General features: G+C 72.2%; 19 protein-coding genes. 7 read left to right on the top strand and 12 right to left on the bottom strand.

Features of this window, described 5'->3' with window-relative positions:
* Nucleotides 1–55: 55 nt before the first annotated feature.
* From IEY55_RS20070 to IEY55_RS20055, 4 genes are all read right to left on the bottom strand, one after another.
* Nucleotides 56–1,132: an SIS domain-containing protein gene (locus IEY55_RS20070; protein WP_189060035.1), complete on the bottom strand. Its 1,077-nt coding sequence runs from the start codon at nt 1,130–1,132 to the stop codon at nt 56–58.
* 2 nt (nt 1,133–1,134) lie between these two features.
* Nucleotides 1,135–1,365 carry a Trm112 family protein gene (locus tag IEY55_RS20065; protein WP_189060034.1) on the bottom strand — a complete coding sequence of 77 codons (231 nt, stop codon included), beginning with the start codon at nt 1,363–1,365 and terminating at the stop codon, nt 1,135–1,137.
* Nucleotides 1,366–1,383: 18 nt separating this feature from the next.
* Nucleotides 1,384–2,733 carry a phosphomannomutase/phosphoglucomutase gene (locus IEY55_RS20060; RefSeq protein ID WP_189060033.1) on the bottom strand — a complete coding sequence of 450 codons (1,350 nt, stop codon included), beginning with the start codon at nt 2,731–2,733 and terminating at the stop codon, nt 1,384–1,386.
* Between the two features lie 532 nt (nt 2,734–3,265).
* Nucleotides 3,266–3,616, bottom strand: a complete 351-nt coding sequence (locus IEY55_RS20055; RefSeq protein WP_189060060.1) for a DUF3499 domain-containing protein — start codon at nt 3,614–3,616, stop codon at nt 3,266–3,268.
* Between the two features lie 92 nt (nt 3,617–3,708).
* On the opposite strand from IEY55_RS20055, the gene IEY55_RS20050 reads away from it, so the two are divergent.
* Complete coding sequence (locus IEY55_RS20050; protein WP_189060032.1) at nt 3,709–4,176, top strand: metallopeptidase family protein; 468 nt, start codon at nt 3,709–3,711, stop codon at nt 4,174–4,176.
* A gap of 38 nt (nt 4,177–4,214) precedes the next feature.
* Here the strand turns inward: IEY55_RS20050 and IEY55_RS20045 are convergent, their stop codons facing one another.
* Together IEY55_RS20045 and IEY55_RS20040 are read right to left on the bottom strand one after the other, a co-directional pair.
* Nucleotides 4,215–7,565 (bottom strand): glycosyltransferase family 2 protein, encoded by a 3,351-nt coding sequence (locus tag IEY55_RS20045; RefSeq protein ID WP_189060031.1) that lies wholly within the window; start codon nt 7,563–7,565, stop codon nt 4,215–4,217.
* A 201-nt stretch (nt 7,566–7,766) separates the two neighbouring features.
* Nucleotides 7,767–8,015 (bottom strand): WhiB family transcriptional regulator, encoded by a 249-nt coding sequence (locus IEY55_RS20040; protein WP_189060059.1) that lies wholly within the window; start codon nt 8,013–8,015, stop codon nt 7,767–7,769.
* Between the two features lie 239 nt (nt 8,016–8,254).
* Here IEY55_RS20040 and IEY55_RS20035 point away from each other — a divergent pair, with 239 nt between their 5' ends.
* From IEY55_RS20035 to IEY55_RS20020, 4 genes are all read left to right on the top strand, one after another.
* On the top strand, nt 8,255–9,007 hold the full coding sequence (locus tag IEY55_RS20035; protein ID WP_189060030.1) for a site-2 protease family protein: 753 nt from the start codon (nt 8,255–8,257) through the stop codon (nt 9,005–9,007).
* A gap of 25 nt (nt 9,008–9,032) precedes the next feature.
* On the top strand, nt 9,033–10,025 hold the full coding sequence (cofD, locus tag IEY55_RS20030) for a 2-phospho-L-lactate transferase (protein WP_189060029.1): 993 nt from the start codon (nt 9,033–9,035) through the stop codon (nt 10,023–10,025).
* The gene (locus IEY55_RS20025) at nt 9,961–11,373 is read left to right on the top strand and encodes a coenzyme F420-0:L-glutamate ligase (RefSeq protein ID WP_189060028.1); all 1,413 of its coding nucleotides are present in this window, start codon (nt 9,961–9,963) and stop codon (nt 11,371–11,373) included. Before cofD ends, IEY55_RS20025 begins: the two co-directional genes overlap by 65 nt.
* Nucleotides 11,374–11,694: 321 nt before the next feature.
* Complete coding sequence (locus tag IEY55_RS20020) at nt 11,695–12,234, top strand: NUDIX hydrolase (RefSeq protein ID WP_189060027.1); 540 nt, start codon at nt 11,695–11,697, stop codon at nt 12,232–12,234.
* Between the two features lie 504 nt (nt 12,235–12,738).
* Here the strand turns inward: IEY55_RS20020 and IEY55_RS20015 are convergent.
* From IEY55_RS20015 to manB, 3 genes are all read right to left on the bottom strand, one after another.
* A complete protein-coding gene (locus IEY55_RS20015; protein WP_189060026.1) occupies nt 12,739–14,199 on the bottom strand; it encodes an acyl-CoA synthetase in 1,461 nt (486 codons plus the stop codon).
* 426 nt (nt 14,200–14,625) lie between these two features.
* A complete protein-coding gene (locus tag IEY55_RS20010; protein ID WP_229686565.1) occupies nt 14,626–15,555 on the bottom strand; it encodes a DNA-3-methyladenine glycosylase family protein in 930 nt (309 codons plus the stop codon).
* A gap of 1,217 nt (nt 15,556–16,772) precedes the next feature.
* Nucleotides 16,773–17,885, bottom strand: coding sequence for a mannose-1-phosphate guanylyltransferase (gene manB / locus IEY55_RS20005; RefSeq protein ID WP_189060025.1), 1,113 nt, complete (start codon nt 17,883–17,885; stop codon nt 16,773–16,775).
* A 113-nt stretch (nt 17,886–17,998) separates the two neighbouring features.
* Here manB and IEY55_RS20000 point away from each other — a divergent pair, with 113 nt between their 5' ends.
* On the top strand, nt 17,999–18,400 hold the full coding sequence (locus tag IEY55_RS20000) for a hypothetical protein (RefSeq protein WP_189060062.1): 402 nt from the start codon (nt 17,999–18,001) through the stop codon (nt 18,398–18,400).
* A gap of 387 nt (nt 18,401–18,787) precedes the next feature.
* Here the strand turns inward: IEY55_RS20000 and IEY55_RS19995 are convergent, their stop codons facing one another.
* The 3 genes from IEY55_RS19995 to IEY55_RS19985 all read right to left on the bottom strand — a co-directional run bounded on the left by IEY55_RS19995 (nt 18,788) and on the right by IEY55_RS19985 (nt 22,187).
* Nucleotides 18,788–19,699: a glycosyltransferase family 2 protein gene (locus IEY55_RS19995; protein WP_308424771.1), complete on the bottom strand. Its 912-nt coding sequence runs from the start codon at nt 19,697–19,699 to the stop codon at nt 18,788–18,790.
* 29 nt (nt 19,700–19,728) lie between these two features.
* Nucleotides 19,729–20,859, bottom strand: a complete 1,131-nt coding sequence (locus IEY55_RS19990; RefSeq protein ID WP_189060056.1) for a glycosyltransferase family 4 protein — start codon at nt 20,857–20,859, stop codon at nt 19,729–19,731.
* 194 nt (nt 20,860–21,053) lie between these two features.
* Entirely contained in the window at nt 21,054–22,187 is a 1,134-nt protein-coding gene (locus tag IEY55_RS19985; RefSeq protein ID WP_189060024.1) for a glycosyltransferase family 4 protein, read from the bottom strand.
* Between the two features lie 554 nt (nt 22,188–22,741).
* On the opposite strand from IEY55_RS19985, the gene IEY55_RS19980 reads away from it, so the two are divergent.
* Nucleotides 22,742–23,701 carry a glycosyltransferase family 2 protein gene (locus IEY55_RS19980; protein ID WP_189060023.1) on the top strand — a complete coding sequence of 320 codons (960 nt, stop codon included), beginning with the start codon at nt 22,742–22,744 and terminating at the stop codon, nt 23,699–23,701.
* Nucleotides 23,702–23,752: the final 51 nt, after the last annotated feature.

Raw genomic sequence — 23,752 nt, 5'->3', positions numbered from 1 at the left:
TGTTGTCGTCTCGCTCCTTCATCGGTGGTCGTGACGTCGGTCCCGGCTGGCGGTGTCAACCCGCGCCGGGACCACCCCACGACCCGGTGGCCAGCCCGAGGTAGAGGGCGGCGAGGTCGAACCGGGCGGCGAGCACCGCCGCGCCCAGCGGCGCGTCCCCGGCCGAGGACTCGGCCACCTCCTCCGCGACGGCCACCACGTCGGCCCCGGGCAGGGTGTCCTCGGCGGCCCGCCGGGCGGCTTCACCAACCCCGCCCTGGCGCACCGCGAGCAGCAGCACGCGCGGCAGGCCGCCGGGCACCTCCTCGGGATCCAGGAACAGGTCCGCGCCCGACGTCACCTGGACGGCGGCGCGGTGCAGGGCGGTCTGGTTGACCGCCTGGGGGTAGCCCACGGCGTCGGCCACCACACCGGCGAAGGTGGCCAGCGCGTGCGCCGCCTGGCCGGCCACCGCGGTCGCCACCGGGTCCAGCCCCCACAACAGGGGGCGGCGCTCGGCCATCCGCAGCGCCAGCGCCTTCGCCGGGTTGACCAACAACTCATGGGCCGGGTGGTTGCGCTCGGCCTCGCGGTCCAGCTCGTCGGCGATCGCGGTGAGGTCGGTGCCCAGCAGGCCCAGCCCGGTGGCGGCGAGCAGGCCACCGCCGAGCGCGCGGGCGAAGGCGAGCCCGGCCGGTGCCGGGACGCGCGGCGGGAGCAGCACGGCGTGGCCGGCGGCCGCCGCCGCGACCGGACCGGAGTCCGGGGCGGTGAGCAGTACCCGGGCACCGCGGCGAACGGCCAGGTCGATCGACTCGGCCAGCACCACGTCGCCCGGGTCGTCGGTGTGCGCCACGACGACGTCGAGCGCGCCGATCCAGCTCGGCGCGGCATCGCAGAGCACCACCGGGACCGGGCAGCCGGGCCCGAGCAGGGCGGCCAGCACCGCGGCGGCGGTGCTTCCCACGCCGGGGCGGGTGAGCAACACCACCGCGCGGGGCCGGTCCGCGCCGAACTCGGCCAGGCCGCGCTCGGCCGCGGTCTCCAGCGTGGACCGGAGCTGGGCGCCCCCGGTGGCGGCCGCCCGCAGCAGCCCGCCGGTGTCCGCCTCGCCCAGTCGGGCGGGGTCGTCGAGCAGGCTGTCGTCCAGCACCGCTACCTCGCCTGGCCGCCGCCGGGTTGGTCGTCGCCCCCGGGGGGTGGCTGTTCCGCCTCGTCAAGCAACAGCACCGGGATGCCGTCGCGGACCGGGAACCGTCGCCCGCACGAGGTGCAGGTCAGGTAGTCGGCCTGCGGGTCCTGCGGGATACCCACGCGCAGCGGGGCGTGCGCCGGGCACGGGCAGGCGAGGATCTCCAGCAGCTGGGGGTCGAGTTGGACCGCCATGTGCGCTCTCCCGTCTCCTCAGCCGCGCACGATCGCCAGCACCGCGTCCCGCAGCGCCGCGACCGCCTCGGCGTCCTTGGCCTCCACGTTGAGTCGCAGCAGCGGCTCGGTGTTGGAGGCCCGCAGGTTGAACCAGGACCCGTCCGGCAGCTCCACGGTCAGCCCGTCCAGCTCGTCGATGCGGACGCCGTCGGCGTCGGCGTAGGCGGCGCGGACCGCGGCCATCCGGCCGGCCTGGTCGTCCACGGTGGAGTTGATCTCCCCGGAGGCGGCGTAGCGGGTGTAGTCGCGGGTCAGCTCGGCCAGCGGCTTGTCCTGCTCCCCCAGGGCGGCGAGCACGTGCAGGGCGGCGAGCATGCCGGTGTCGGCACGCCAGAAGTCCCGGAAGTAGTAGTGCGCGGAGTGCTCGCCGCCGAAGATCGCACCGCTCTCGGCCATCTTCTGCTTGATGAAGGAGTGGCCGACGCGGGTGCGCACCGGGCGGCCGCCGTGCTCGGTGACGATCTCGGGCACGGACTTGGACGTGATCAGGTTGTGGATGATGGTGCCGCCGGGTTCCTTGGCCAGCTCGCGCACGGCGACCAGGGCGGTGATCGTGCTGGGCGAGACCGGGTCGCCCGCGGCGTCGACCACGAAGCAGCGGTCGGCGTCGCCGTCGAAGGCCAGGCCGGCGTCGGCGCCCACCTCGCGGACCTTGGCCTGCAGGTCCACCAGGTTGGCCGGGTCCAACGGGTTGGCCTCGTGGTTGGGGAAGGTGCCGTCGAGCTCGAAGTACATCGGGACCAGCTCGACGGGCAGGCCGTCGAAGACCTTGGGCACGGTGTGGCCGCCCATGCCGTTGCCGGCGTCCACCACGACCCTCAGCGGGCGGATGTGCGTGAGGTCGACCAGGGTGCGCAGGTAGGCGGCGTACTCGTCGAGCATGTCGCGCTCGCTGAGCGTGCCGCGCTGGCCGAGGAACTCGGGCACGCCCTGCTCGACCATCTCGCGGATCTCGGCCAGCCCGCTGTCCTGGCCGACCGGGGCGGCGCCGGCACGACAGAGCTTGATGCCGTTGTACTGCGCGGGGTTGTGGCTGGCGGTGAACATCGCGCCGGGCAGCTCCAGCCGACCGGACGCGAAGTAGAGCAGGTCGGTGCTGGCCAGGCCGATGCTGATCACGTCGACGCCCTGGCCAGTGACGCCCTCGGCGAAGGCGGTGGCAAGGCCCGGCGAGGACTCGCGCATGTCGTGCCCGACCACGACGGCCGGACCGCCGACGAGCCGGGCGAACGCGGCACCCAGGTCCCGCACCAGATCCGTGTCGAGCTCCTTGCCTACGACGCCCCGGACGTCGTAGGCCTTGACGATCCCCGACAGGTCGCGCACGCCTTCTCCCCGTTTGCTCCGCTCGTGCTGCCAGCGGCAGCCTACCGACGGGGGCGAGGCGCGCGGTGCCGGACTCGCGTCGGATGGGGCACCTGCCGGCGATCTGTGGGCCGAACGTGTCACACCCGGAGCTGCCGGCACGACCAGCGCGAACCGTCAGGTGCGTGCCGTGCACGGTGCGTGTATCCCGCCCGTCCGTGTGGTCGGCCCGGGTGAGTTGTGCCCTGCCCGGTGTGGGTGAGCTTCACCTTGCCGGGGTGGGCGGGTGCGTCGCGCCTGTCAACCGGTCATCGACGTGCTGTGGATAACCAGCCTCCGCTGTGGACACCCGTTTGACCTGCGGTTTTCTTGATCACTAGGCTGGACGCGGGGCGTCGGCCCCCGGAGAGGGCGGGGGCCGTCCCGGGGCGGGGCTGTTCTCCTCCGGTCAACCGCAAGCGAGGTCACCACGGGGGTCGTGGGGCGCTCGGGAGGCAAGCACGACAACGGACGAAGCACGATCAGCCCGCTCGGGCAGGCGCGGGGTCGATCATCAGTCGTCGACGGGGTCGGGCAGCACCCGGAGATGTCCGCGCCGGCCGGTGCCACCGGCCGCGTCGGACGTCTCGACCGGCCGGTCGGCGCGACCGGCCTCCCGCACCGCCTCCGCGAGCGCGGTCAGGTCGTCCGCCGAGGGCTGCGGGACGGCGAACTCACCCTCGTGCCGCACCACCTCCCACCCGCGGGGCACGGTCAGCCGCATCGCATGCGCCTCGCACAGGTCGTAGCTGTGCGGTTCGGCGTACGTGGCGAGGGGACCGACCACCGCGGTGGAGTCGGCGTAGGCGTAGGTGAGCGTCGCAACGGCCGGGTTGGCGCACCCGGTCCGAGAGCACCGCCTCACGCTCCGCACGGGGGCGACGATAGCGCCACGCCGAGTGGGAGCGTGGCAGGCACGCGGGTGACACGCACGGCGTACCCTGTAGCGCCGTGGTGATGGCACGCGGTCAGGCCCCGCGGGTCCGGCGGCGCCGTGACCGGCACGGCCGTGGCCTGCGCGGACCGCTTTACCCGGCGTCGCTTCCGGCGGCCCGGACCAGGGCCGAGCGGTTCGACCAGCTGGTGCTGGAGGCGCTGGAACCGATCGAGCAGCGCTGGCACACCGAGCTGACCCAGCTCGACGTGGCGGTCGACGACGTCCCCGAGGTGAACGTCACCTCCCCGGAGGAGTTGATGTGGGGCAGCGACGTCGTCGAGGACGGCAACGTGCCGCTGGCCCGCCTGGTGCCGGCCGGGGTGGACCGGCGGGGGCTGCCGACCCGGGCCCGCATCGTGCTGTACCGCCGCCCCCTGGAGGCCAGGGCGAAGGACGGCCACGACCTGTCCGACCTGGTGCACGACGTGCTGGTGGAGCAGGTCGCCACCTACCTCGGCCTGGACCCGGACGTCGTCGAGGGCGAGTGACTCCGCGCCCCGCACCACGCCAGCTTTCGCCGACCCGCTCAGCGCCGCCTGGCGGGAACGGCGGTGATCACCAGGAAAAGGGTCGCGGCGAGCTGCACGAGTAGGAGGAGCGGGCGCAGGGGGGCGGGCGGGTCGACCCGGATCTCGGCCGAGCCGGCAGGTACCGGAACGGCCACCTGGTGTCCCCATGCGGTGGCGAGTTCGACCGGCTTGCCGTCGATCTCGGCGCGCCAGCCGGGCTCCTGCGCGGCGGCGAGAACCAGCAGCCGCCCCTTCGGACCGTCCGACGTCCGCACCGCGACATCGGACGGAATCTGTTCGACCACAACAACACCGCGGGCTCCGGGCTCGGCCGGTGGGGTGCCGCCGGAGCGCGCTCTGGTTGCCTGTTCCGCGGACAACAGCACTGCCGGCGCGTTCGGGAGAAGCACGCGGAGGACGGGTCGGCCGTCGGGTGTGGGCGAGGAATCGATGGCTCCCCTGCCTGCTGCCACCCGGATCCGGTCGGCCGTCGGGCGGTCCGGAAGCACGAGGTGACGCACACCCGACGCGGCCAGGGCGGCCAGGGTCGCGCGGACGTCGACCTCGCTCCCGCTGCGCAACGCCTTCCCCCAGCTCGCCAGCCGCGTGCTCGCCCCGCCGGTCGGTGCGAGATCGTCGTCGCCGAACCGCGGGCTCCGGCCCGCGACCAGCCGGGCCCGGCCGTCGGCAAGGAAGAGGACGCCGCTTCCGGCACGTGCGGCCTCCTCGGCCACGGTCGTCGACAAGGCCGGCCCGCCGGTCATGCGCAGGGGGCCTTCGCGCCCGCCCCAGAGGGCGCCCGCAGCGAGCGCCCCGATCCCGATCACCGAGGCGAGGGCCACCGTCCTGTCCGGAATCCGGCGCACCGGCCCCGGCTGGCACGCGGCGAGCACTGCCCACAGCAAGCCGCAGCCGGCGAACAGCAACGGGACGCCGGGCCACGCGTGCTGGGCCGGCCCGCCAGTGGGATGCGCCGCGGGAACAACCAGCAGCGCCCCAACCGCCAGCGCCGCCAGCGCCACGACGCCGAGCCCGGGCAGGACGGCACGGGGCCGGATCAGCACGGCAACCGCCCCGGCCAGCACGAACAGCACGCCCAGCCAGGGCACTGCGCCGGGCCCACCGGGATACAGGGCGATCAGCCCAGCGCCCGGAACCGGTTGCTCGGGCACGGCCGCCCCGATCCCGTGCAGCACCACGCCGGGGTGCGTCAGCACCGCGGCGGGCCACGGCAGGAGCACCGCCAGGGGCGCGAGCACGACCGTGGCGAGGGCGATCAGGCGCCGCCGGCCGTCCCCGGGGCGTCCCGGCACCAGCACGAAGCCGACCAACGCGACGGCGAGGACCATCAGGTGTCCGAGTGGGGAGAAGGCACCGAGCACGGCAAGACCGAGCGCCGTCGCGGCCGCGGTCGACAGCCAGGAGGTGGGCGCGTTCCCCCGGGCCGGTGGCCAGAGGACCGCGACGACACCGGCCAGGACCGGCGGGATGAGCACGTGGGCCACCACGGCGTCCAGCCGCCCCTGTGCGGCTCCGGCCGTGGCCGCGGGGAGCAGTGCGTAGCCGGCGGCGACCACCGCGCGGACCGGACGGTGCACCGGCGCGCGCCGGGTGGAGAAGTAGGCGCTGAGCCCCGCCAGCGGGAGCTGCGACAGGATCAGCAGGGCCACCGCGGCCGGTGGCCCACCGAGCACCGCGCCGAGCAGGCCCACGACGGCGAGCGCGGCCGGGGCGGGCGTCGCGGTGCCGCCGTGCACCGGATGCCATGCGGCGAGGTACTCCCGCCAGGTGTCGGCGAGCCCCCCGAGGGGAAGCAGCCGGCCGCCGGCCGGGTCCAGGCCCAGCCGTGCGGAGTGGATGCCCAGGGCCAGCAGGGTCAGCGCGGCAACGAGCAGGACGGGTGGCGCCAGCGCGAGTTCGCGGAGGACGCGGCCGGCGCCCATGTCGACCAGCACGAGATCGGGAGCGGCGTCCCTGCCACCGGGGCCGGGTCGCGGACGCGGTCTTGGCGCCGCAGTATCAACGGGAACAACGACCGTGCGTGCGGGTTGACGCAGTCCCACGCGGCCGGCGTCCCGGCGGGCGATCGCACCGGCGGGCAACGTCTCCGGGCCGACCGGGCGGCGACGGCCGGGTTCCGTTGTGGTGGCCCATACCGCGAGCTGACCGGCGCCGGTGGGCAATCGACCCAGTGACATGTCGGCCTGTATCCGGCGCCGTACCAGATAAGCGATTGCGTTTCGGAAAGCGTTGCGGAGACGAGAAATCCTCCCGACGAGCAATCCGCGAGCCCCGCGCCCAACCCGCCGGGTTCGTCGGCGTTCCCGTCGTGCGGCAAGAAGCCGCGCCCTTCCACCGACAAGAGAACCGAGCGCGGCCCATTCGGCACGCGCCCGGTCGAACCGCCGGAGAAACGTGAAACCCAGAGCACGTAACAGGGTCAGGGCGGCCAGTCGGGGCAGGCCGAGTACGAATGACAGTGGAGCGCAGTTGACGAGGAAGGTGCGGAGCCCGTGCGCCCGTTCGGCCGCCGCCAACCGTGTCCCCGATTGTTTTCCGCGCAGCGACGCGGGTAACGCGTCGACCGTTCGCTTTCCACGGCTGGCCGCCCGGGCGTGACGGACCCGTGCGCCGGGTACGCAGAGCACGAGGTGGCCGGCTTCGTTGGCCCGCCAGCCGAAGTCGATGTCCTCGCCCGCCAACGGCATTGCCGGGTCGAAGCCGCCCAGCTCCTCCCACACGTCGCGACGGATCAGCGCGCCAGCGGTCCCGACGGCCAGCACCTCTGTGCTCTGCTCGAACCGACCAATGGTGCCGGCACGGTCACCGTCGTCGGTGTGAAAACGCCCCCAGTCCAATTCGGCCGGGCCGATTCCGGTCTGCCGGTGCCCGGACGCGTCGGTCGCGAGCCCGGCCTCGACCACGAGTCGAGGATCCGTCCAGTCGAGCACGAGCGGTCCCACGACACCGACGGACGGTGACATCTCGGTGGCGGTGAGCATGGCGACCAACGCATCGGCTTCGGGAGCGCAGTCGTCGTGCAGCAGCCACACCCACGAGCCAGGGTCGCCCCACCGATCCACCGCGTGGTCGACCGCCGCATACACCGCCGCACCGAAGCCGGTTTCGCGCGGCAGTGTCAGGACACCGTCGAGCAACCGTGTGCCGCGTTCACCTTCGGCGGCCTCCGCCAGCAGGTCGGCGGTGCCGTCGACCGAACCCGTGTCCACCGCGAGGACGTGTCGTGGCCGCACGCTCAGGTTGCGCAGCGCCGACAGCACCTGGGGTAACCACGGCTCGCCGTCGTGGCACACCAGTACCGCGAGTACGGGCGCGGTCCGTAACAGGGGCGGAGCTGTCCTCGGCACCGGCCCTCCCGTGCGTCGCCTTGTCCCAACCCGGCCGGTGCTTCCCCGGCACCGGGTGGTTGAACACTGCGAGGCGACGGGCGAAGCGGGCTTCGCTGCGACAAGGTGCGCAGCGAAGCCCGGAGCCGAGCAAGCCAACACGGTACGACCTGACGGGCGAACCGGGGCGTGGCCCCGCTCACAACCGCAGCGTCGACCGGGCTAGACCGCGCGCCGCTTGAGCTTGCGTCGTTCCCGTTCGGACAGTCCCCCCCAAATGCCGAAGCGCTCGTCGTGCGCCAGTGCGTACTCCAGGCACTCGGCACGCACCTCGCACCCCGCGCAGATCCGCTTGGCCTCCCGGGTGGATCCGCCCTTCTCCGGGAAGAACGCCTCCGGGTCGGTCTGCGCGCACAGGGCGCGTTCCTGCCAATCCTGTTCCTCTGCCACGCCGAACAACTGGGCCAGCATGTCGACGCCGGCCGGTTCCGCGGCCCCCCGCTCCGTCACACGGCTCCCTTGGATCCCATGCATGTCCGTCCGCCTCCTCGCCTTCCGCACTCCCCGGTTGGCGGACTCGCCGTCCCTACGACGAATGACACCGATGTGATTACACCTGTGTCACAGCACCGACGCAAGCGGAGAACACCCGTCCGGGGAAGACTCCGAACGGACGAGAGGCGGATCGCCTAACTGGGCAGACTGGAGGAGTGACGCACTCTCATGCCCGACTGAGCCCGTTGTTCCTGGCCATCCTCGCGATCACGGTCATCGGCGGCTTCCTCGCGACACTCGCCGACACCGTGACCATCGGCATCATCGTGCTGGTGCTCGGCGGTTGGGCCGTCTCGTTGTGTCTGCACGAGTTCGGACACGCCATAGTCGCGTATCGGGGCGGCGACTTCTCGGTCCGGGACAAGGGCTACCTGACGCTGGACATCCGCCGTTATACCGATCCGATCTTCAGTCTGCTGATCCCCTTGCTGTTGTTGGCCCTCGGTGGCATCCCGCTCTTTGGTGGCGCGGTGTGGATCAACCATCACGCACTGCGTTCCCGGCGTGTCGAGTCGATGGTGTCCCTGGCCGGACCCGCAACCAACCTCGCGCTCGGCATCCTGCTGACCGCGGCGGTGGCGAACGTGCCGATGCCGCCCGGGCTGGCGTTCGGGCTGTCCTTCCTCGCGCTGATCCAGATCTTTGCCTTCGTCCTCAACATCCTCCCGGTTCCCGGCCTGGACGGGTTCGGCATCTGGGAGCCCTGGGTCTCGCCGAAGACCCAGCACTTCGCGGAGAAGGCCCGCCCGTGGGCGCCGCTGATCCTGTTCGCGGCGCTGATCGGCCTCCCGCCGGTTCGCCAGGCGTTCTTCACGCTCTCCGCGACGGTCTTCGACGTGATCGGCGGCGACCGGGATCTCGCCGGCGGGGGTGCGTTCTACTTCAGCAAGCTCATGGTCTGGGACTGACCCCGGCGTGCGAGGATCGCCTCCCGTGAGGGTCGTCGTGCTCGTGGGTGGTGTCGGTGGTGCGCGGTTCCTGCTCGGTGTGAAGTCCGCGTTGGGTCTGCCCGCCGTCGGCGCCGCCGAGGGGGAGTCGAAGCAAGAGGTCGTCGCCGTGGTCAACACGGGTGACGACGTGTGGATGCACGGTCTTCGGGTCTGTCCGGATCTGGACACGTGCATGTACACGTTGGGCGGCGGGATCGACGTGGGGCGGGGCTGGGGCCGCGCCGGTGAGACGTGGACGGTCAAGGAGGAACTGGCCGCCTACGGCGCCGAGCCCACCTGGTTCGGACTGGGTGACCGGGACGTTGCCACCCACCTGGTCCGGTCGCGGATGCTGCGGGCCGGTTACCCGCTGTCCGCCGTCACCGAGGCGTTGTGCACGCGCTGGCGCCCCGGCGTGCGGTTGCTGCCGGCCACCGACGACCGGTCCGAGACGCACGTGGTCGTGGACGACCCGGACAGCGGTGAGCGCCGCGCGATCCACTTCCAGGAGTGGTGGGTGCGGCACCGTGCCGGGTTGCCGGCGCACGCGATCGTCCCGGTCGGTGCGGACGAGGCCAAGCCCGCCCCGGGCGTCGCCGAGGCGCTCGCGGCGGCCGACGTCGTGGTGTTGGCGCCGTCCAACCCGGTGGTGAGCGTGGGCACGATCCTGGCGGTCCCGGGCATCCGGCAGGCGATCCGCCAGACGCCGGCCAAGGTGGTCGGGATCTCCCCGATCATCGCGGGCCGGCCGCTGCGTGGGATGGCTGACGCGTGCCTGGCGGCGATCGGGGTCGAGACGACCGCGGAGGCGGTTGGACGCCATTACGGTTCCCGGGGCGAGGGCGGTGTGCTCGACGGGTGGCTGGTGCACACCGGCGACACCGCCGACGTGCCGGGTGTGGCGGTGCGCGCAGTACCGCTGCTGATGTCCGATGTGGATGCCACGGCGGCGATGGCCCGGGCCGCCTTCGAGCTGGCGGGGGTGTCGGTTGGCTGAGCAGGTGCCGGGCGACCACGCCGCCGGGCGGGTGGAGTTGCTCGCGGTGGCCGGGCTGCCGGAGTTCCGGCCGGGTGATGACCTGGCCGGTGCCATCGCCGCGGCCGCCCCGTGGCTGGCCGATGGTGACGTGCTCGTGGTCACGAGCAAGATCGTGTCCAAAGTGGAGGGTCGGCTGGTGACGGTGCCGACCGAGCCGCAGGCCCGGGACGCGGCGCGTCGCCGGCTGGTCGAGCAGGAGTCGGTGCGGGTTCTGGCCCGCTTCCGCAACACCGTGATCAGCCAGAACCGGATCGGCGTGGTGCAGGCGGCCGCCGGCGTGGACAACTCGAACGTGGCGACCGGGGAGCTGGCGTTGCTGCCGGTCGACCCGGATGCCTCGGCGGCCCGGCTGCGGTCGGAGCTGCGTGGGCGGCTGGGCGTGTCGGTGGCCGTGGTGATCACCGACACCATGGGCCGGGCGTGGCGGATCGGCCAGACCGACGCGGCGATCGGCTCGTCGGGCCTGCCCGTGTTGCACCCGTACGCCGGCCACACGGACCAGCAGGGCAACGAGCTGTATGTGACCGCGGTGGCGGTGGCCGACGAGCTGGCGGCCGCCGCGGACCTGGTGAAGGGCAAGCTGGGTGGGGTGCCCGTGGCGGTGGTTCGCGGGCTTCGTGTCGACGACGACGGCTCCACCGCGCGCGATCTCGTGCGACCCGTCGAGGAGGACCTGTTCCGGTTGGGTACCGCCGAGGCGATCGCCCAGGGCCGCCGGGAGGCGGTGTTGCTGCGCCGCTCGGTGCGGGTCTTCTCCGACGAGCCGGTGCCCGAGGACGCGGTGCGGCGTGCGGTCGGAGCCGCGTTGACCGCCCCGGCGCCGCACCACACCCACCCGGTGCGGTTCGTGTGGGTCCGCGATCGTGTGCTCCGGGCGAAGCTGCTGACCACGATGCGGGAGGCGTGGCGCGCGGACCTGACGGCGGAGGGAATGTCGCCGGAGCGGGTGGACCGCCGGGTGCGGCGGGGCGACCTGCTGTTTGCGGCGCCGGAACTGGTGTTGCCGTTCCTGGTGTGCGAGGGCGCGCACAGCTACCCGGACCAGCGGCGGTCGGGCGCGGAGCGGACGATGTTCACCGTTGCCGGCGGGGCGGCCGTGCAGGGGCTGCTGGTGGCCCTGGCCGCCGAGGAGCTCGGCTCGTGCTGGGTGTCGTCGACGCTGTTCTGCCCCGACGTGGTGCGGGGCGTCTTGAACCTCCCGACGGATTGGCAGCCGCTGGGGGCGGTCGCCGTGGGTCATCCCGCCGAGGGGCCGGCGGCCCCGCGGCCGCTGGCCGACGTCGGTGGGGGTTTGGTGGAGCTTTGATCCGTGCCTGCGCTGAAGCACGGGGACCCGTGTCCTTCGGGGCAAGGGTCCCCGCTTTGCGCCCGGCTGCCGCCCGAGCGTTGTCGGAGGGTCTGATACCACCTGCACACATCGGGAGCCGACGCCCCGGGGCACGTGGTCGACCATTGGTACCCGTTCAGTTGCCCGGCTTCGCCCCGGTCTCAAGAACGGAGGTATGCGGGCACGCGGCGAGGGTATTCACCACGGCACGGCAACACCACCGCGCGATCCACAGCCCAGGCCCTGCTGAGCAGAGGTCCGATTCCCCTGGGCCGAAACCCGAAACATCCACGGAGGTTCATGGTGAGCCTGCACGCGGACGCGGTGCGCACCCTGTTCGAGTGGCGTCCGGACGACGAGCGTCAGGAGGCGTTGCGGCATGCGTTCCTGGCCTTTCTGGCCGCGCGGCCGGACGGCTGTATGCGGTCGTGCGAGCCGGGGCATCTGACCGCCTCCGCGGTGGTGTTCGACGCGAGCGGTGACCACGTGCTGCTGACCCTGCATCCGCGGGTGGGCCGGTGGTTGCAGCTCGGCGGTCACTGCGAGCCGGAGGACACGAGCCTGCTCGGCGCCGCGCTGCGGGAGGCGGTCGAGGAGTCGGGTATCGCGGACCTGTGGATCGAGCCAAGCCCGCTGCACCTGGACGTGCACCCGATCACGTGCTCGCTGGGTGTTCCCACGCGGCACCTGGACGTGCGCTTCCTGGTGCGCGCGCCGGTCGGGGCGCGGGCGGTGCGCAGCGCGGAGTCGGTGGACCTGCAATGGTGGCCGGTCGGTGCGCTTCCGTCCAACGTGGACACCATTCCGGAACTCGTCCGTCTCGCCCGCGCTCGGGGATAGTTGGCACCAGGGCAGTTGCGGACCCTCATCGCGCGCCGGCGGGGCAAGAACATACGGCGTCCGCTACACCACCCTGTCACCCTGCGTGCCTGTTGGCCGCCCAGCATGCCGGCGTCCGCGCGAAGCTGGCTGCCAGCCAAACAACAGGACAGCATCAGCGTTGTTCTCCTGTGTGCAGCGAGTCGGCGTGGGGAGAGGAGCCGCAGAACTATGCTCACCGGCCTTGCCCGCGCCCGCGGGTAACTGCTCGACGCGATCTGCTCCGCCCCACGCCCGCGCGTGACCGCTCGGCTCACAGGTCACCGAGACGGAGGCGAACCCCAATGCCTCCTCAGTGTTCGCGCGCTATTGAGCATGAAGCCGACTCGAAAGTCGGAAGGTGATCCGGCAGGCAACCGCACCCGGCGGAGCGTGAGCGGAGCCGGATTCGGGTGGGCGTGCTGACTTCTCTGCCAACCTCGCGCGGTCCCAAAACGTGGTCGCCGTCGTGCGCCGGGCCGGCGTTTACCGGTCCTTCGACCACGCCGGTGGCGCGATCAACCGCGTCTTCACCACCTTGCCCATGTCGTTGCGAGGCAACTCATTCAGGTACCGGACCGTCCGTGGCCGCTTGTGCGGGGCGAGCAACCGCGCGACATGGTCGGTGAGCTCCTGTTCCGAGGGGTGGCGCCCGCCGACGGGAACCACCCAGGCGACGACCCGCTCACCCAGGTCGGCGTCGGGTTCCCCGGTGACCGCGACCTCGGCGACGTCCGGATGCTCCAGCAGGGCGTTCTCGATCTCCCCCGCGCCGATCTTGTAGCCACCACTCTTGATCAGATCGGTCGCGCGTCGACCGACGATGCGGTAGTAGCCGTCCGCAGCGCGCGTCGCCATGTCGCCGGTACGGAACCACCCGTCGTGGAACACCGCGGCCGTGGCGTCGGGGCGGTTCAGGTATTCCAGGAACAGATTGGGGCCTCGAACTTCGATCTCGCCGACGGTTTCGTCGTCGTAGACGTCCTGCGGCTGGCCGGTCTCGTCCACCAACCGGAGGTCCACCGTGTCCACCGCGGGTCCCACGGTGCCCGGCCGGCGGTCGCCACTGGCGCGGATGGCGCAGTTCATCAGCGTCTCGGTCATGCCGTAGCGCTCCACGACGCGTTGCCCGGTCACCTCGTGGATGCGCTCGTGCACGGTGGCGGGCAGGGCCGCCGATCCGGACACGAGAAGGCGCGCCCGGCCGAGCGCCCGCGCAAGCTCGGGGTCCGCCTCGGCCGAGGCGAGAAGCCGTTGGTACATCGTGGGAACGCCGAACATCATGGTCGCCGTTCTGGCGAGCGCGGTCCCTATGCCTTCGGGGTCGAATCGCCCAAGGTGCTGCACAGTCCCGCCGAGCCGCAGCGGCCCCAGCACGCCGAGGACCAGACCGTGCACGTGGAACAGGGGCAGGGCATGGACAAGGACGTCCTCGGAGGTCCACTCCCATGCCTTGGACAGGGCATCGAGGTTGCTCGCGAGCGCCCGACGCGGCAGCACGACGCCCTTCGGTGAGCCGGTCGTGCCCGAGGTGTAGACGATGAGCGCGGACGCATCCGCCGGCGGTTCCTCCCCGGTCCACGGTTCGCGCGCCTCGATGTCAACGTGGACCTGCCGCGGGCCGGCCAGAGCCGAGGGCACGGTGACACCCGGTGCGGCCAGTACCGCGGAGGGCTTGCTGTCGTTGACGATGTGTGTCAGCTCCCGCTCGCCGACCTTCGGGTTGATCGGCACCACCGGGACGCCGGCCAGCAAGCACCCCACGACCGCCACACAGGTGTGGATCGAGGAGTCCGCCCACACCGCCACTCGCCCGGCGCCGGTGACCTGCCGCGCCAGCCAACCGGCGGTGCCGGCCAGGTCCCGGTAGGTCAGGGTGTGCTGACCGAACCGGATCGCCTCCCGCTGGTCGGGCTCGGTGAGCGCGGGGAGCAGCGGCGCGTTCATACGGTTCCTCCCGCCGTCGATGGCAACGGGCTGATGGTTGCAGCCCTGTCACGAATCGCGGTAGTGATGCTCGCCCGTAGGGGACGTCATGGCTGTCCGCTCCCCCGCTCAAACGCGGGCTCCCTCTCCTGGAGGCTTGGGCTTCGCGAGACGGCCCGTCGGCGTCTGCCTTGTCCCCTCCTTGAGCTTCGCCACCAACGGACGGGCCGGGCGGGCCGCCGACGATCTCACGTGGGAGTCGTCACGGGCACCGGCACCACGACCTGTGTTCAACCCACGGCCGAGGCCCGGTCGCCGCTTCCATTCGCGTTCTTGGTGCTCAACGTTGGGCATCCATTGACGGGAGTTGGGCGAGTCGAAATCCCCACATCTCAACGTACAACTCAAATCGGGCATCGTGTGGGGTGCCTGGATCCACCGAGACGATCAGATGCGCCGGTAGTCACGTGGGCTGGTGCGGGGGCCGAACCGCGGCTTACGGAAACCGGACGCCTCGACATAGCGGACAGCGCGATGGCGGTGCGGTGCGTAGGGCGCCAGCAGCTCGAGCATGCCGTCGTCATCGAGCGGTCGACCGAGCAGGGCCCAACCGACCACCGAAGGAATGTGGAAGTCGCCGACGCTCACCGCATCGGCGTCACCCCATGCCCGCTGCGCGACCTCGGCCGCGGTCCATACGCCGATACCCGGTACCAGGCGCAGCAGTTGGCGACCGCGCTCGCCACCCAACTCGACCGCTCGCTCCAGCCGGCGTGCGACGCCGGCGACCCGGACGAGGGTGCGGCGACGAGCGCCGTCGAGCCCCGCTCGGTGCCACTCCCAGTCCGGAATCGTCCGGATCGCCTGCGGGGTGGGTGGAACCCGCATTCCGGCGGGTGCCGGGCCGGGCGCGGGTGTGCCGTAGCGCCGGCACAGCTCACGCCAGGAGCGCCACGCCTCGCGGCCGGTCACCTTCTGTTCCAGTACCGCCGGCACGAGGACGTCCCACACGCGGCCGGTCGTTCCCAGGCGAAGGCCCGGGTTGCGGCGCCGGGTGTCGGCGATCAGCGGATGGTGTGCCTCGAAGTCACTGTCGTCGTCCTCCGCGCCCAGCAACGCGGGCACCCCGTCCAGCACCCAGTGGGCTCCCGGCCCCCATGCCGTCGCGTGGACCGCACCGTCGCGCCGGGTGAGCCGGAGGGTGGTGGGGCCTTCGGGCGTGGTGCAGGCCCGCCATGCCGCACCCTCCTCGACGCGGAGGGTGGGGTCGCCCGTTCCCCGGCGCAGCGGGGCCAGCACGGCGGGAAGATCGAGCGGGAAGCCCGGTCGCCACGACCGGCTCAACGGCCGTGGTGATGCCTCTTCCGCGCTGGTCACGGGCCAAGTCTAGGAAGTGTCCGCGCGCCTGCCGCGGCACCGGTACCCGGCGTGTGAGCGGGAACCCCGCCGCCACACTCCCCCGGCCTCGCCGTCGCGGGCCACAGCCGGCCACCCGGAGGGCCCCGCCGGCCTGAGCGCGTGTCGCGACATCGACCTGCAGGACGCGGGGACCAGCCACGAGTGGGTGCGCGGCGCGGGTGGTATGGCCAGGGTGGGTCACCACCGAGTGGCCACTCCCCACGCTCTGAGACGGGGAGTGATCCAGTCAGCCGCCGAAAGCGTGCGCGGGTGTGGTGGAACAACCCGGACATTGGACGGGAGGGTGCCGCATCGCCGCAACAGCCGTTCGGTGAAGTCAGACCCCGCAGGGTCGACAGGAGCGGTCACCCTCCCGCACTGTCACCATACCGAGCGCTCCAGCGGACAGATCAAGCCCTGTGACGCGATTAGCCCGTCAGACACCGCCATACGAGTGATGCAGTAGCGGTCCTGACTGTGCTTGGTCGCCTTCGTTCACGCTTTTGGCGGGGCTACCGAGTACCTCCGGCGCGCGTTGATCTCTCCGCAGAGCGGGTATGAAGTCCCAGGCTGATCCCGGTTGGTCGCTTGATTTCGGCTGTCAGCGGCTCGCCCGCGTCCTTCGGCCACGCTCAGTGGTTGCGCCCATCGCGGGGGCTTTCAGACGGTCCTCGGCGTGGGGGAAGTCCCGGTCGGGCCGGTATGACCGGTTGATCCCGGGCGCCCGGCCGTGGCACCGCACGCCGAACCTGTCAGCCGCGGCCGATGCCGCACTGTGAGGACGCCCCCCAACGCGTTCTCGGAGTCGACAAAGCGATCTGTCGACGGCAGCGATCCGTCCGTACTCGGCACTCGCCCGTGGCGAACGTGGACAAAGCACGCTATGCGGGCGGCTCATGGATGTACGACACACTCGCTTAGCCTTCATCTCACGCGCACCTGCCCCGTCATCCAACGCGTACGAGCCCCTCGTACGCGCACCCCTGGCGTCATTCCAACGCGCATTTCACCTGCCGCGGAGAGGCGCTAACGCGCCCTACGGGTGCACCTTGGTGTTCTCGGCGTGGCGTCGGCACGCCGTCCGGCGGGCAGTACCCGTCCCGTGCATGGATGTTGGTATCGCGAGAGTGCATCCTGCCCGTGATGTTGTGGCAGGAACCCCGATGAGCGCGCGCTCAGCGCACAGATTCGTGTGGTCAGCAGTCGGAGGAGAAGCGCACCGCACCGTCCGGCAGCTCGACACCCGGCCAGACACGGGCACCATCAACCAGCTCACAGCCGGCACCGATGACCGCGCCGTCACCGATCACCACGTCGCGGAGCACGGTGCCATCGCCGATCTTGGCGCTCGCGCCGATCACGCAACGCTCGACGACCGCCTCGGAGCCGATCACCGCGCCGTCGAACAGAACCGAGCCGTCGATCCGGCTACCGTTGCCGATCATGCAGTTGGTACCGACCGTGGTGCCTCCGGTCAGCTCCACGTCGTCGCGCACCCGCGCGCCGTCCAGCACGATCGCCTGCCCGGCCGGACCCGGCAATGCCGCCGACGGGGCGATGCCCCGCACCAGGTCGGCGCTGCCCTGGACGAACGCGGCGGGCGTGCCCAGGTCGAGCCAGTAGGAGGCGTCGACGTGTCCCTGCAACCGCGCACCCGATTCGAGCAGACCGGGGAACGTCTCCCGCTCCACCGAGACCGGGCGGCCGACGGGGATGCTCTCCACGACCGGGCGCCGGAACACGTAGCAGCCGGCGTTGATCTGGTCGGTGGGCGGGTTGTCCGTCTTCTCCAGGAACGCGGTGACCCGTCCCTCGGCGTCGGTGGGCACGCAGCCGAACCGGCGCGGGTCGGGCACCTTCACCAGGTGCAGCGTGACGTCGGCGTTCGCCTCGCGGTGGGTCCCCAGCACGGCCGGCAGGTCGACCCCGGAGAGGATGTCGCCGTTGAAGATCATGACGTCGTCCGCGCGCAGGCGGTCGGCGACGTTGCGGATCGCGCCGCCGGTGTCCAGCGGCTCCTCCTCGACCACGTACTCCAGCTCCAGGCCCAGCGCGGAGCCGTCGCCGAAGTGCTCGGCGAACACCTCGGCCTTGTACGAGGTGCCGAGCACCACGTGCGTGATACCGGCGGCCCGGATCCGGGACAGCAGGTGGGTCAGGAACGGCACGCCCGCGGTGGGCAGCATCGGCTTGGGCGCGGACAGCGTCAGCGGCCGCAGCCGGGTTCCCTTGCCACCGACCAGCACGACCGCGTCCACCCCGTGCAGCGGCTCCCCCACCGCGAGGTGCTGGTTCGGCGAGGCCGACATGCCCTGACTCCTCCCTCTGTCCTGACCGGTCCCCGTTAGGGGGAATACTCTTGCAGAGCAACCCCAGCACGCGGGCGTCGGACCCGCCGCAATCCCCTGGAGAGGTCAGCGCGATGGACCCCCGCGAGCGTGCCGACGAACTCCTGGCGAGGGCTCGTGCCCGTGGCGGGTACGTCGTCACTCCAGACGATGCCACGTCGCCCATGGACGCGGCGAACACCGTCCAGATCCCGCGCATAGTGGTCGACGCGAACGATCCACGCAACGAGCTGGACCCCGACTCGACGGTGGTGCTGCCGACCGCCCAGACGCAGGCATTCCCCCCGGTGCCACCCCCGCAGGCGGGGCAGCAGGGGGTGGCACCGCAGCACCCGGGCATGGTTCAGCAGGGGCATCCCGCCGCAGGTCATCGAGGGTCCACCGGCCAGCGCGGGGTGATCAACCCGCAGGGTGGACCGGGACAGCACAACCCGCACGGGCCGCCGCCCCGGCACCACCGCCGCCCCAGCCGCTGACTACGCCATTCCGGTGACACTTTTCACGCCACCGAGGTGAGCCGGCGCACAGGGCCGGCCCCGCTCCTGGGGCTACCCGATTCGACGCACCGCCCGAGGCGCCCTTTACCCGAGGCATCGTCACCCGACTGCCCCGTTGGTCGCATTTCGCTCACGGGTCGGCGACCGCGCCGATGCCGTTCGCCGACCGGCGTTCCTCGGTACGGGTGATCCGCTCTACCGCCAGCCCGATGCGCACCGCCATCCACCTGGCTCCCCGGTGCCGACCACAGCAGGGCTCCCGGGGCTGGGTCTACCGCCACATCAGCCGCTCATCCGCACAACCGAACCACAACGACGTCAGCGGGGATCCTTGCTGCGGACGAGCGATCAAGACCTCTGTCCGACTCACCGTTCTCCGGTGCGGCTCGCACGCCAGACCTCCGCGCGAGCCCGCACCGCCAAACCCGCACGCACCACCAGCCGCAGCGGCGCCCAGCGGGCTCCCCGGTGCCGGTCCGCGATGTACCGGTATGCGCTGCGGTGGTGCTCGGTCAGCATCCGCGAGGAGGACCGCTTGGTCGCGTGCCCACCGATGTGGGTCACCGCCGCCTCCGGCACGTAGACGTTCAGCCACCCGGCGCGGCCCAACCGGTCGCCGAGATCGACGTCCTCGAAGTACATGAAGTAGCCCGGGTCGAAGCCGTCGACCGAGTCGAAGGCGGCCCGCCGTACCAGCAGGCAGGAGCCGGACAGCCAGCCCGCCGCCCGCTCCGTCACCGCGGTGTCGGACTGCCGGTAGGCGCGGCTCCACGGGTTGTCCGGCCACAGCCGGGCCAGCAACGCGTGCCCGACCCCCTTGCCGAGTGAGGGAACCAGCCGCGCCGACGGGTAGACGCTGCCGTCCGGCTCGCGCACCAGCGGCCCGAACGAGCCGCCCCGCGGCCACCGCTCGGCCGCGGCCAACAGCACGTCGAGCGCACCGGGCGACCATTCGATGTCCGGGTTCGCCACCACGACCCAGCCCACCTCGCGCGGCAGCTGGACGATCGCCCGGTTCGCCGCCGTGCCGTATCCCAGGTTCTCACCGAGCCGCAGCAGCTCGACATGGTCCCGCTCGGCCGCACGTTCCGGTGCGCCGTCCACCGAGCCGTTGTCCGCGAGCACCACCCGCACCTTGCGGCTCGTGGCCTTGGCGATCGTGTCCAGGAAGCGTTCCAGGGTGTCGCCGGGCGAGTAGGTGACAACGACGACGGCCAGCTCGTCGCCGTAGTCGGTGGCGGCGGGGCGGGGGGAGGGGTGACGGCTCGGCAGGCTCACGCCGTCACATTCTGCCGGTCGGGACGCGGTCAGCGACCACGCCGGTGCAGGACGGTGGCGCGGTCGTAGGCCTCCCGGTGCCGGGTCGCGCTGCCCGACCAGGAGAACTCCTTGGACCGGCGCTGTGCCGCGGCGGACAGCGCGGCCCGCCGCGCCGGATCGTCGAGTAGCTCACCGATGGCCGCGGCGATGTCGCCGGCACCGACCCCGCAGTAGGCCACCGCGTCGCCGCCCACCTCGGGCAGGCTCAGCCGGCGGGTGGTAAGCACGCAGGCACCGCACGCCATGGCCTCCAGCACCGGCAGGCCGAACCCCTCGCCAAGGCTGGGGTAGGCGACCAGTGCGGCGCCGCCGAGGAACCCGGCGAGCCGGTCGAAGGGCAGGTAGCCGGACCGGATCACGCGGATACGGTGCGGCACCGCGTCCAGGGCGCGCTCCACCTGGCTGTCCCAGCCGGGCTGGCCGGCCAGCACCAGGGCGGGCGCGTCCGCGCGCCCCTGGCAGGCCCGGGCGAAGCCACGGATGAGCGCGGGCACGTTCTTGCGCGGCTCCAGCGCGCCGAGGAACGCCACATAGGGGGTGTCACCGAGCCCGAGATCCGCGCGGACCGCGGCGATCTCCTCCGGGGTCGGCGGGTGGAACCGATGGGTGTCGACGCCGTGGTGGGCGACGTGCAGCACACGCCGGTCGGCGCCGGCGATGCGGACCAACTCGTCGGCGGTCGCGCGGCTGGGCACGATGTTGAGCTCGGCGCGCCGCAGCGAGGCGCGGGTCCAGGCGCGGAAGAACCGGGCCTTGACCGAGGAGTGCAGCCCGACGTCGGTGAAGAACGTGGCGTCGTGCAGCGTCACCACGGAGGCCACCGGGTTGGCCAGCGGCGTGGTGTAGTGCGGCGAGTGCACGACGTCGACGGCCAGCTTGCGCACCAGCCGGGGCAGGGTGGCCTGTTCCCAGGTGAGCCGTGCGGTGCGGGTGGCGACCGACTCGGCGGCGGGCACCACCCGGGTCCCGGGGGCCAGCCGGGTGAACAGCTCGGCGTCGCGGGGTTGGCAGACGATGCTGAGCCAGGCGCCGTCCACCGCCAGTGCGGCCACCAACGAGTCCACGTAACGGCCCACCCCACCACGGTCGGCCGGCACGGCGGTGGCGTCGACGAGCACGCTGGGTTCGGGATGGGGCACCGGAGCAGAGTACGGCGGGTAATGACCGTGTGAGGCCGGAATGGCAGAACCGCAACCCGCTGGCGTTATCCCATTGTTGCAGGGTGATCATGGTGCGCAGCCATCACCGGTTCGGTGACACCTACCCTCACTCGATCATGGATCAAGCCCGCGGCACGGAATCTTCTTGTTGCTCAAGGATGTCCAAGACGCGCACGACGGATGTCCAGATGGATCCGCCAGATATCGTCGGCCGCGCGGCGCCAGCGGAAGCGCGCGGCACGGCGCTTTCCAGTGGCGACCATCACCGATCGTCGTGACTGATCCGTGACCACCGCGCGGAGCGCATTGGCCAGCGCGACGGGGTCACCACGCTTGGCGATCAGGCCGGCGCCGCCGGACACCTCCACCAACGCGGGTGCGTCGGAGTGCACCACGGGCACGCCGACGGCCATGGCTTCCAGCACCGGCAACCCGAAGCCCTCCGAGAGGCTGGGCGCGGCGAGCACGCTGGCGCGACGCAGCACGACGGACAGTGCCTCGTCGTCGAGCCACCCCAGGACGCGCAGGCGCTCCTTCGGCAGACGGTGTTCGCGAGCGAGGGCATGTGGGTCGATCCCGCCCCAGCCTCGCGCGCCGATGAGCACGAGCGGGATGTCGGGGGCGTCGGCGCGCGCCATCGCCTCGATCAACACGGGGATGCCCTTGCGTGGCTCGAGGGTGCCGACCGCGAGGACGTAGGAGTCGGGGAGGGCGAGGTCGGCGGCGACCCGGGTGCGGGTGTCCGCCGGGGGCTCGGCGGCAAGAGCCGCGGGCACGCCCTCCCCCACCACGTGGACCCGGGCCGGGCCGATCGCCAGCGTGTTCAGCTCGGCCGCCACCGCCGTCGTGGGGACGACGAGGGCGTGCGCGTGCGTGGCCGCCCGCCGGATGACCTTGCGGTGCCAACGCCCACCGCGAGCGGTCAGGGTATCCGGGTGGGACCAGGGCACCGTGTCGTGGACGGTGACGACGAGGCCGCGGCCGCGTCGGGCCCGGGACGGGGCGAGCGGGGTGGGTGCATGGACGGAGTCTCCGCCCGGCCACAGCGGCAGACCGTGCTCCCACGCGGCGGCGAGAGCGCGCCGCGGCAGCGGCAGGACCCGAGGGCCGGCGACCCCGGGGATGATCGCCGCGCTCGGATCGCTGTGCCGCGCCACCGCGCCGGTCACCTCCCAGCCGGCAGGCGCGGTCGCGGCCAGGACGGCGACCAGCTCGCGGGTGTACCGGCCGGTGCCGCCGGGAACCGGCGCGAGCAGCTGCTCGGTGATCACGACGAGCTCGGGCACGCCGGTCAGCCTCCCACGCCCGGCCACCGAACTCCCACGACGTGGCGTGATCCGCTCCACCGGGGATGCTCATGACCCGGTGAATTCGACCTAACTCTGACCTAACTCTGGAGTGCAGTGACCGCCCCAACTTCACCGCACGGAACGTGCAGATGTCACTCAAACCACCCGCTGACGCCACCCAGACCACAGGTGGGACACCGGCTGGGACGACCTTCCACCGGCTCGAGTCGCGTCACACCCCAACGCTTGCGCTGCTGGATCCTGCGGGCCGCGGCTCACCCCCGTGTCACGGATCAAGGAGGCGACGATCAACCCGCCCGCTGACGCCAGCACAACGACACCAGCACGCCCCGACCGACGACCACTCACCCACTTGAATTGCGCCGGTCCGCTACTTCGCGACACCAGACGCCACTCCTCGGCGCCCCGAGCCCGCTCCACATGATGCCTGCCCGTCCGCTCAGAACCGTCGAGCTCCTCAACCGGCCCCAGCAGCCGGCGGCAGGCGCGGCGCGGGTCGGCCCCCACCGAAGGAATCCCCGACAAGGTCTATGGTGCTGGCCGTGGCCGAGCTGGAGACGCGCACCACCGTCATCGTGGTGACCTGGCGGGGCCGGGACCACATCGGCGAATGCCTCGACGCGCTCGCCACCCAGCGCCGTCCACATCGGACCCTGGTCGTGAACAACGCCTCCGACGACGGCACCGCCGAGGTACTCGCGCACCACCCGAGCCGGCCCCACGTCCTCCGGCTCGATCACAACGTCGGCTACGCGGGCGGCATCGCGGCCGCGCTGCCCGAGGTGGACACGCCGTTCGTGGCGTGGCTGAACGACGACGCCGTCCCCGCCCCGGACTGGCTCGACACGGTGGAGGGCGCCCTCGACGACGATCCCCGCCTGGCCGCCGCCGGCTCGGTGTTGACCCTCCCGGACGGCCGGGTCCAGTCAGCGGGCGTGCGACTCACCGCCGACGGACATGGTGCCGACATCCCCACGGAGACCGAAAGTGACACGGCGTTCGGCTTCTGCGGCGGCGCGGTCCTCCTGCGGCGACACGCCCTGGAAGCGGTGGGCGAGGTTCCCGCCGACTTCTTCTGTTATTACGAGGACACCGACACCGCGTGGCGGCTGCGGCTGGCCGGCTGGGAGATCCGGACCGTGCCGGCCGCGCGGGTCCGCCACCGGCACGGGGCGAGCGCCCGCCTCGGCTCCACCCACTTCCACCTGTGGAACGAGCGCAACCGTTTGCGCACCCTGCTGAGGTGCGCGCCGGCCGGCGTCGCCGCCCGCGAGCTCGCCCGGTTCGTCGCGATCACCGTCGCGCTGCCGATCAGGCGCCGCATGGGACGCCAGGTCCCGGACACGCCCAACTTCCGGACCTCCCTGCGGCTGCGGGTCCTGGCCGAGGTGCTGGCCGGCCTGCCCGCCACGCTCGTCGCGCGCCGGGAGATCCGGCGACGATCGACCGCCGGCCGTTCGGACGTGTGGCGTCGCTGGTCCGGCCGCTGACGTCCCGCCACGCGGGCGGTGTCGCACCGTCAACTCACCGGTACCTGTCCC

The sequence above is a fragment of the Longimycelium tulufanense genome (genome assembly GCF_014645795.1).
GTDB lineage: Bacteria > Actinomycetota > Actinomycetes > Mycobacteriales > Pseudonocardiaceae > Longimycelium > Longimycelium tulufanense.
Note: the sequence above shows the minus strand (reverse complement) of the source record. Positions and strands in the feature narration are given on the sequence as shown.

Coding starts and splice junctions, on each gene's coding strand:
- IEY55_RS20065 (WP_189060034.1), bottom strand. CDS start 1,365: ATGGCGGTCCAACTCGACCCCCAGCTGCTGGAGATCCTCGCCTGCCCG.
- IEY55_RS20050 (WP_189060032.1), top strand. CDS start 3,709: ATGGCACGCGGTCAGGCCCCGCGGGTCCGGCGGCGCCGTGACCGGCAC.
- IEY55_RS20040 (WP_189060059.1), bottom strand. CDS start 8,015: ATGCTGGCCCAGTTGTTCGGCGTGGCAGAGGAACAGGATTGGCAGGAA.
- IEY55_RS20025 (WP_189060028.1), top strand. CDS start 9,961: ATGTGGATGCCACGGCGGCGATGGCCCGGGCCGCCTTCGAGCTGGCGG.
- IEY55_RS20020 (WP_189060027.1), top strand. CDS start 11,695: ATGGTGAGCCTGCACGCGGACGCGGTGCGCACCCTGTTCGAGTGGCGT.
- IEY55_RS20015 (WP_189060026.1), bottom strand. CDS start 14,199: ATGAACGCGCCGCTGCTCCCCGCGCTCACCGAGCCCGACCAGCGGGAG.
- manB (WP_189060025.1), bottom strand. CDS start 17,885: ATGTCGGCCTCGCCGAACCAGCACCTCGCGGTGGGGGAGCCGCTGCAC.
- IEY55_RS20000 (WP_189060062.1), top strand. CDS start 17,999: ATGGACCCCCGCGAGCGTGCCGACGAACTCCTGGCGAGGGCTCGTGCC.
- IEY55_RS19980 (WP_189060023.1), top strand. CDS start 22,742: ATGGTGCTGGCCGTGGCCGAGCTGGAGACGCGCACCACCGTCATCGTG.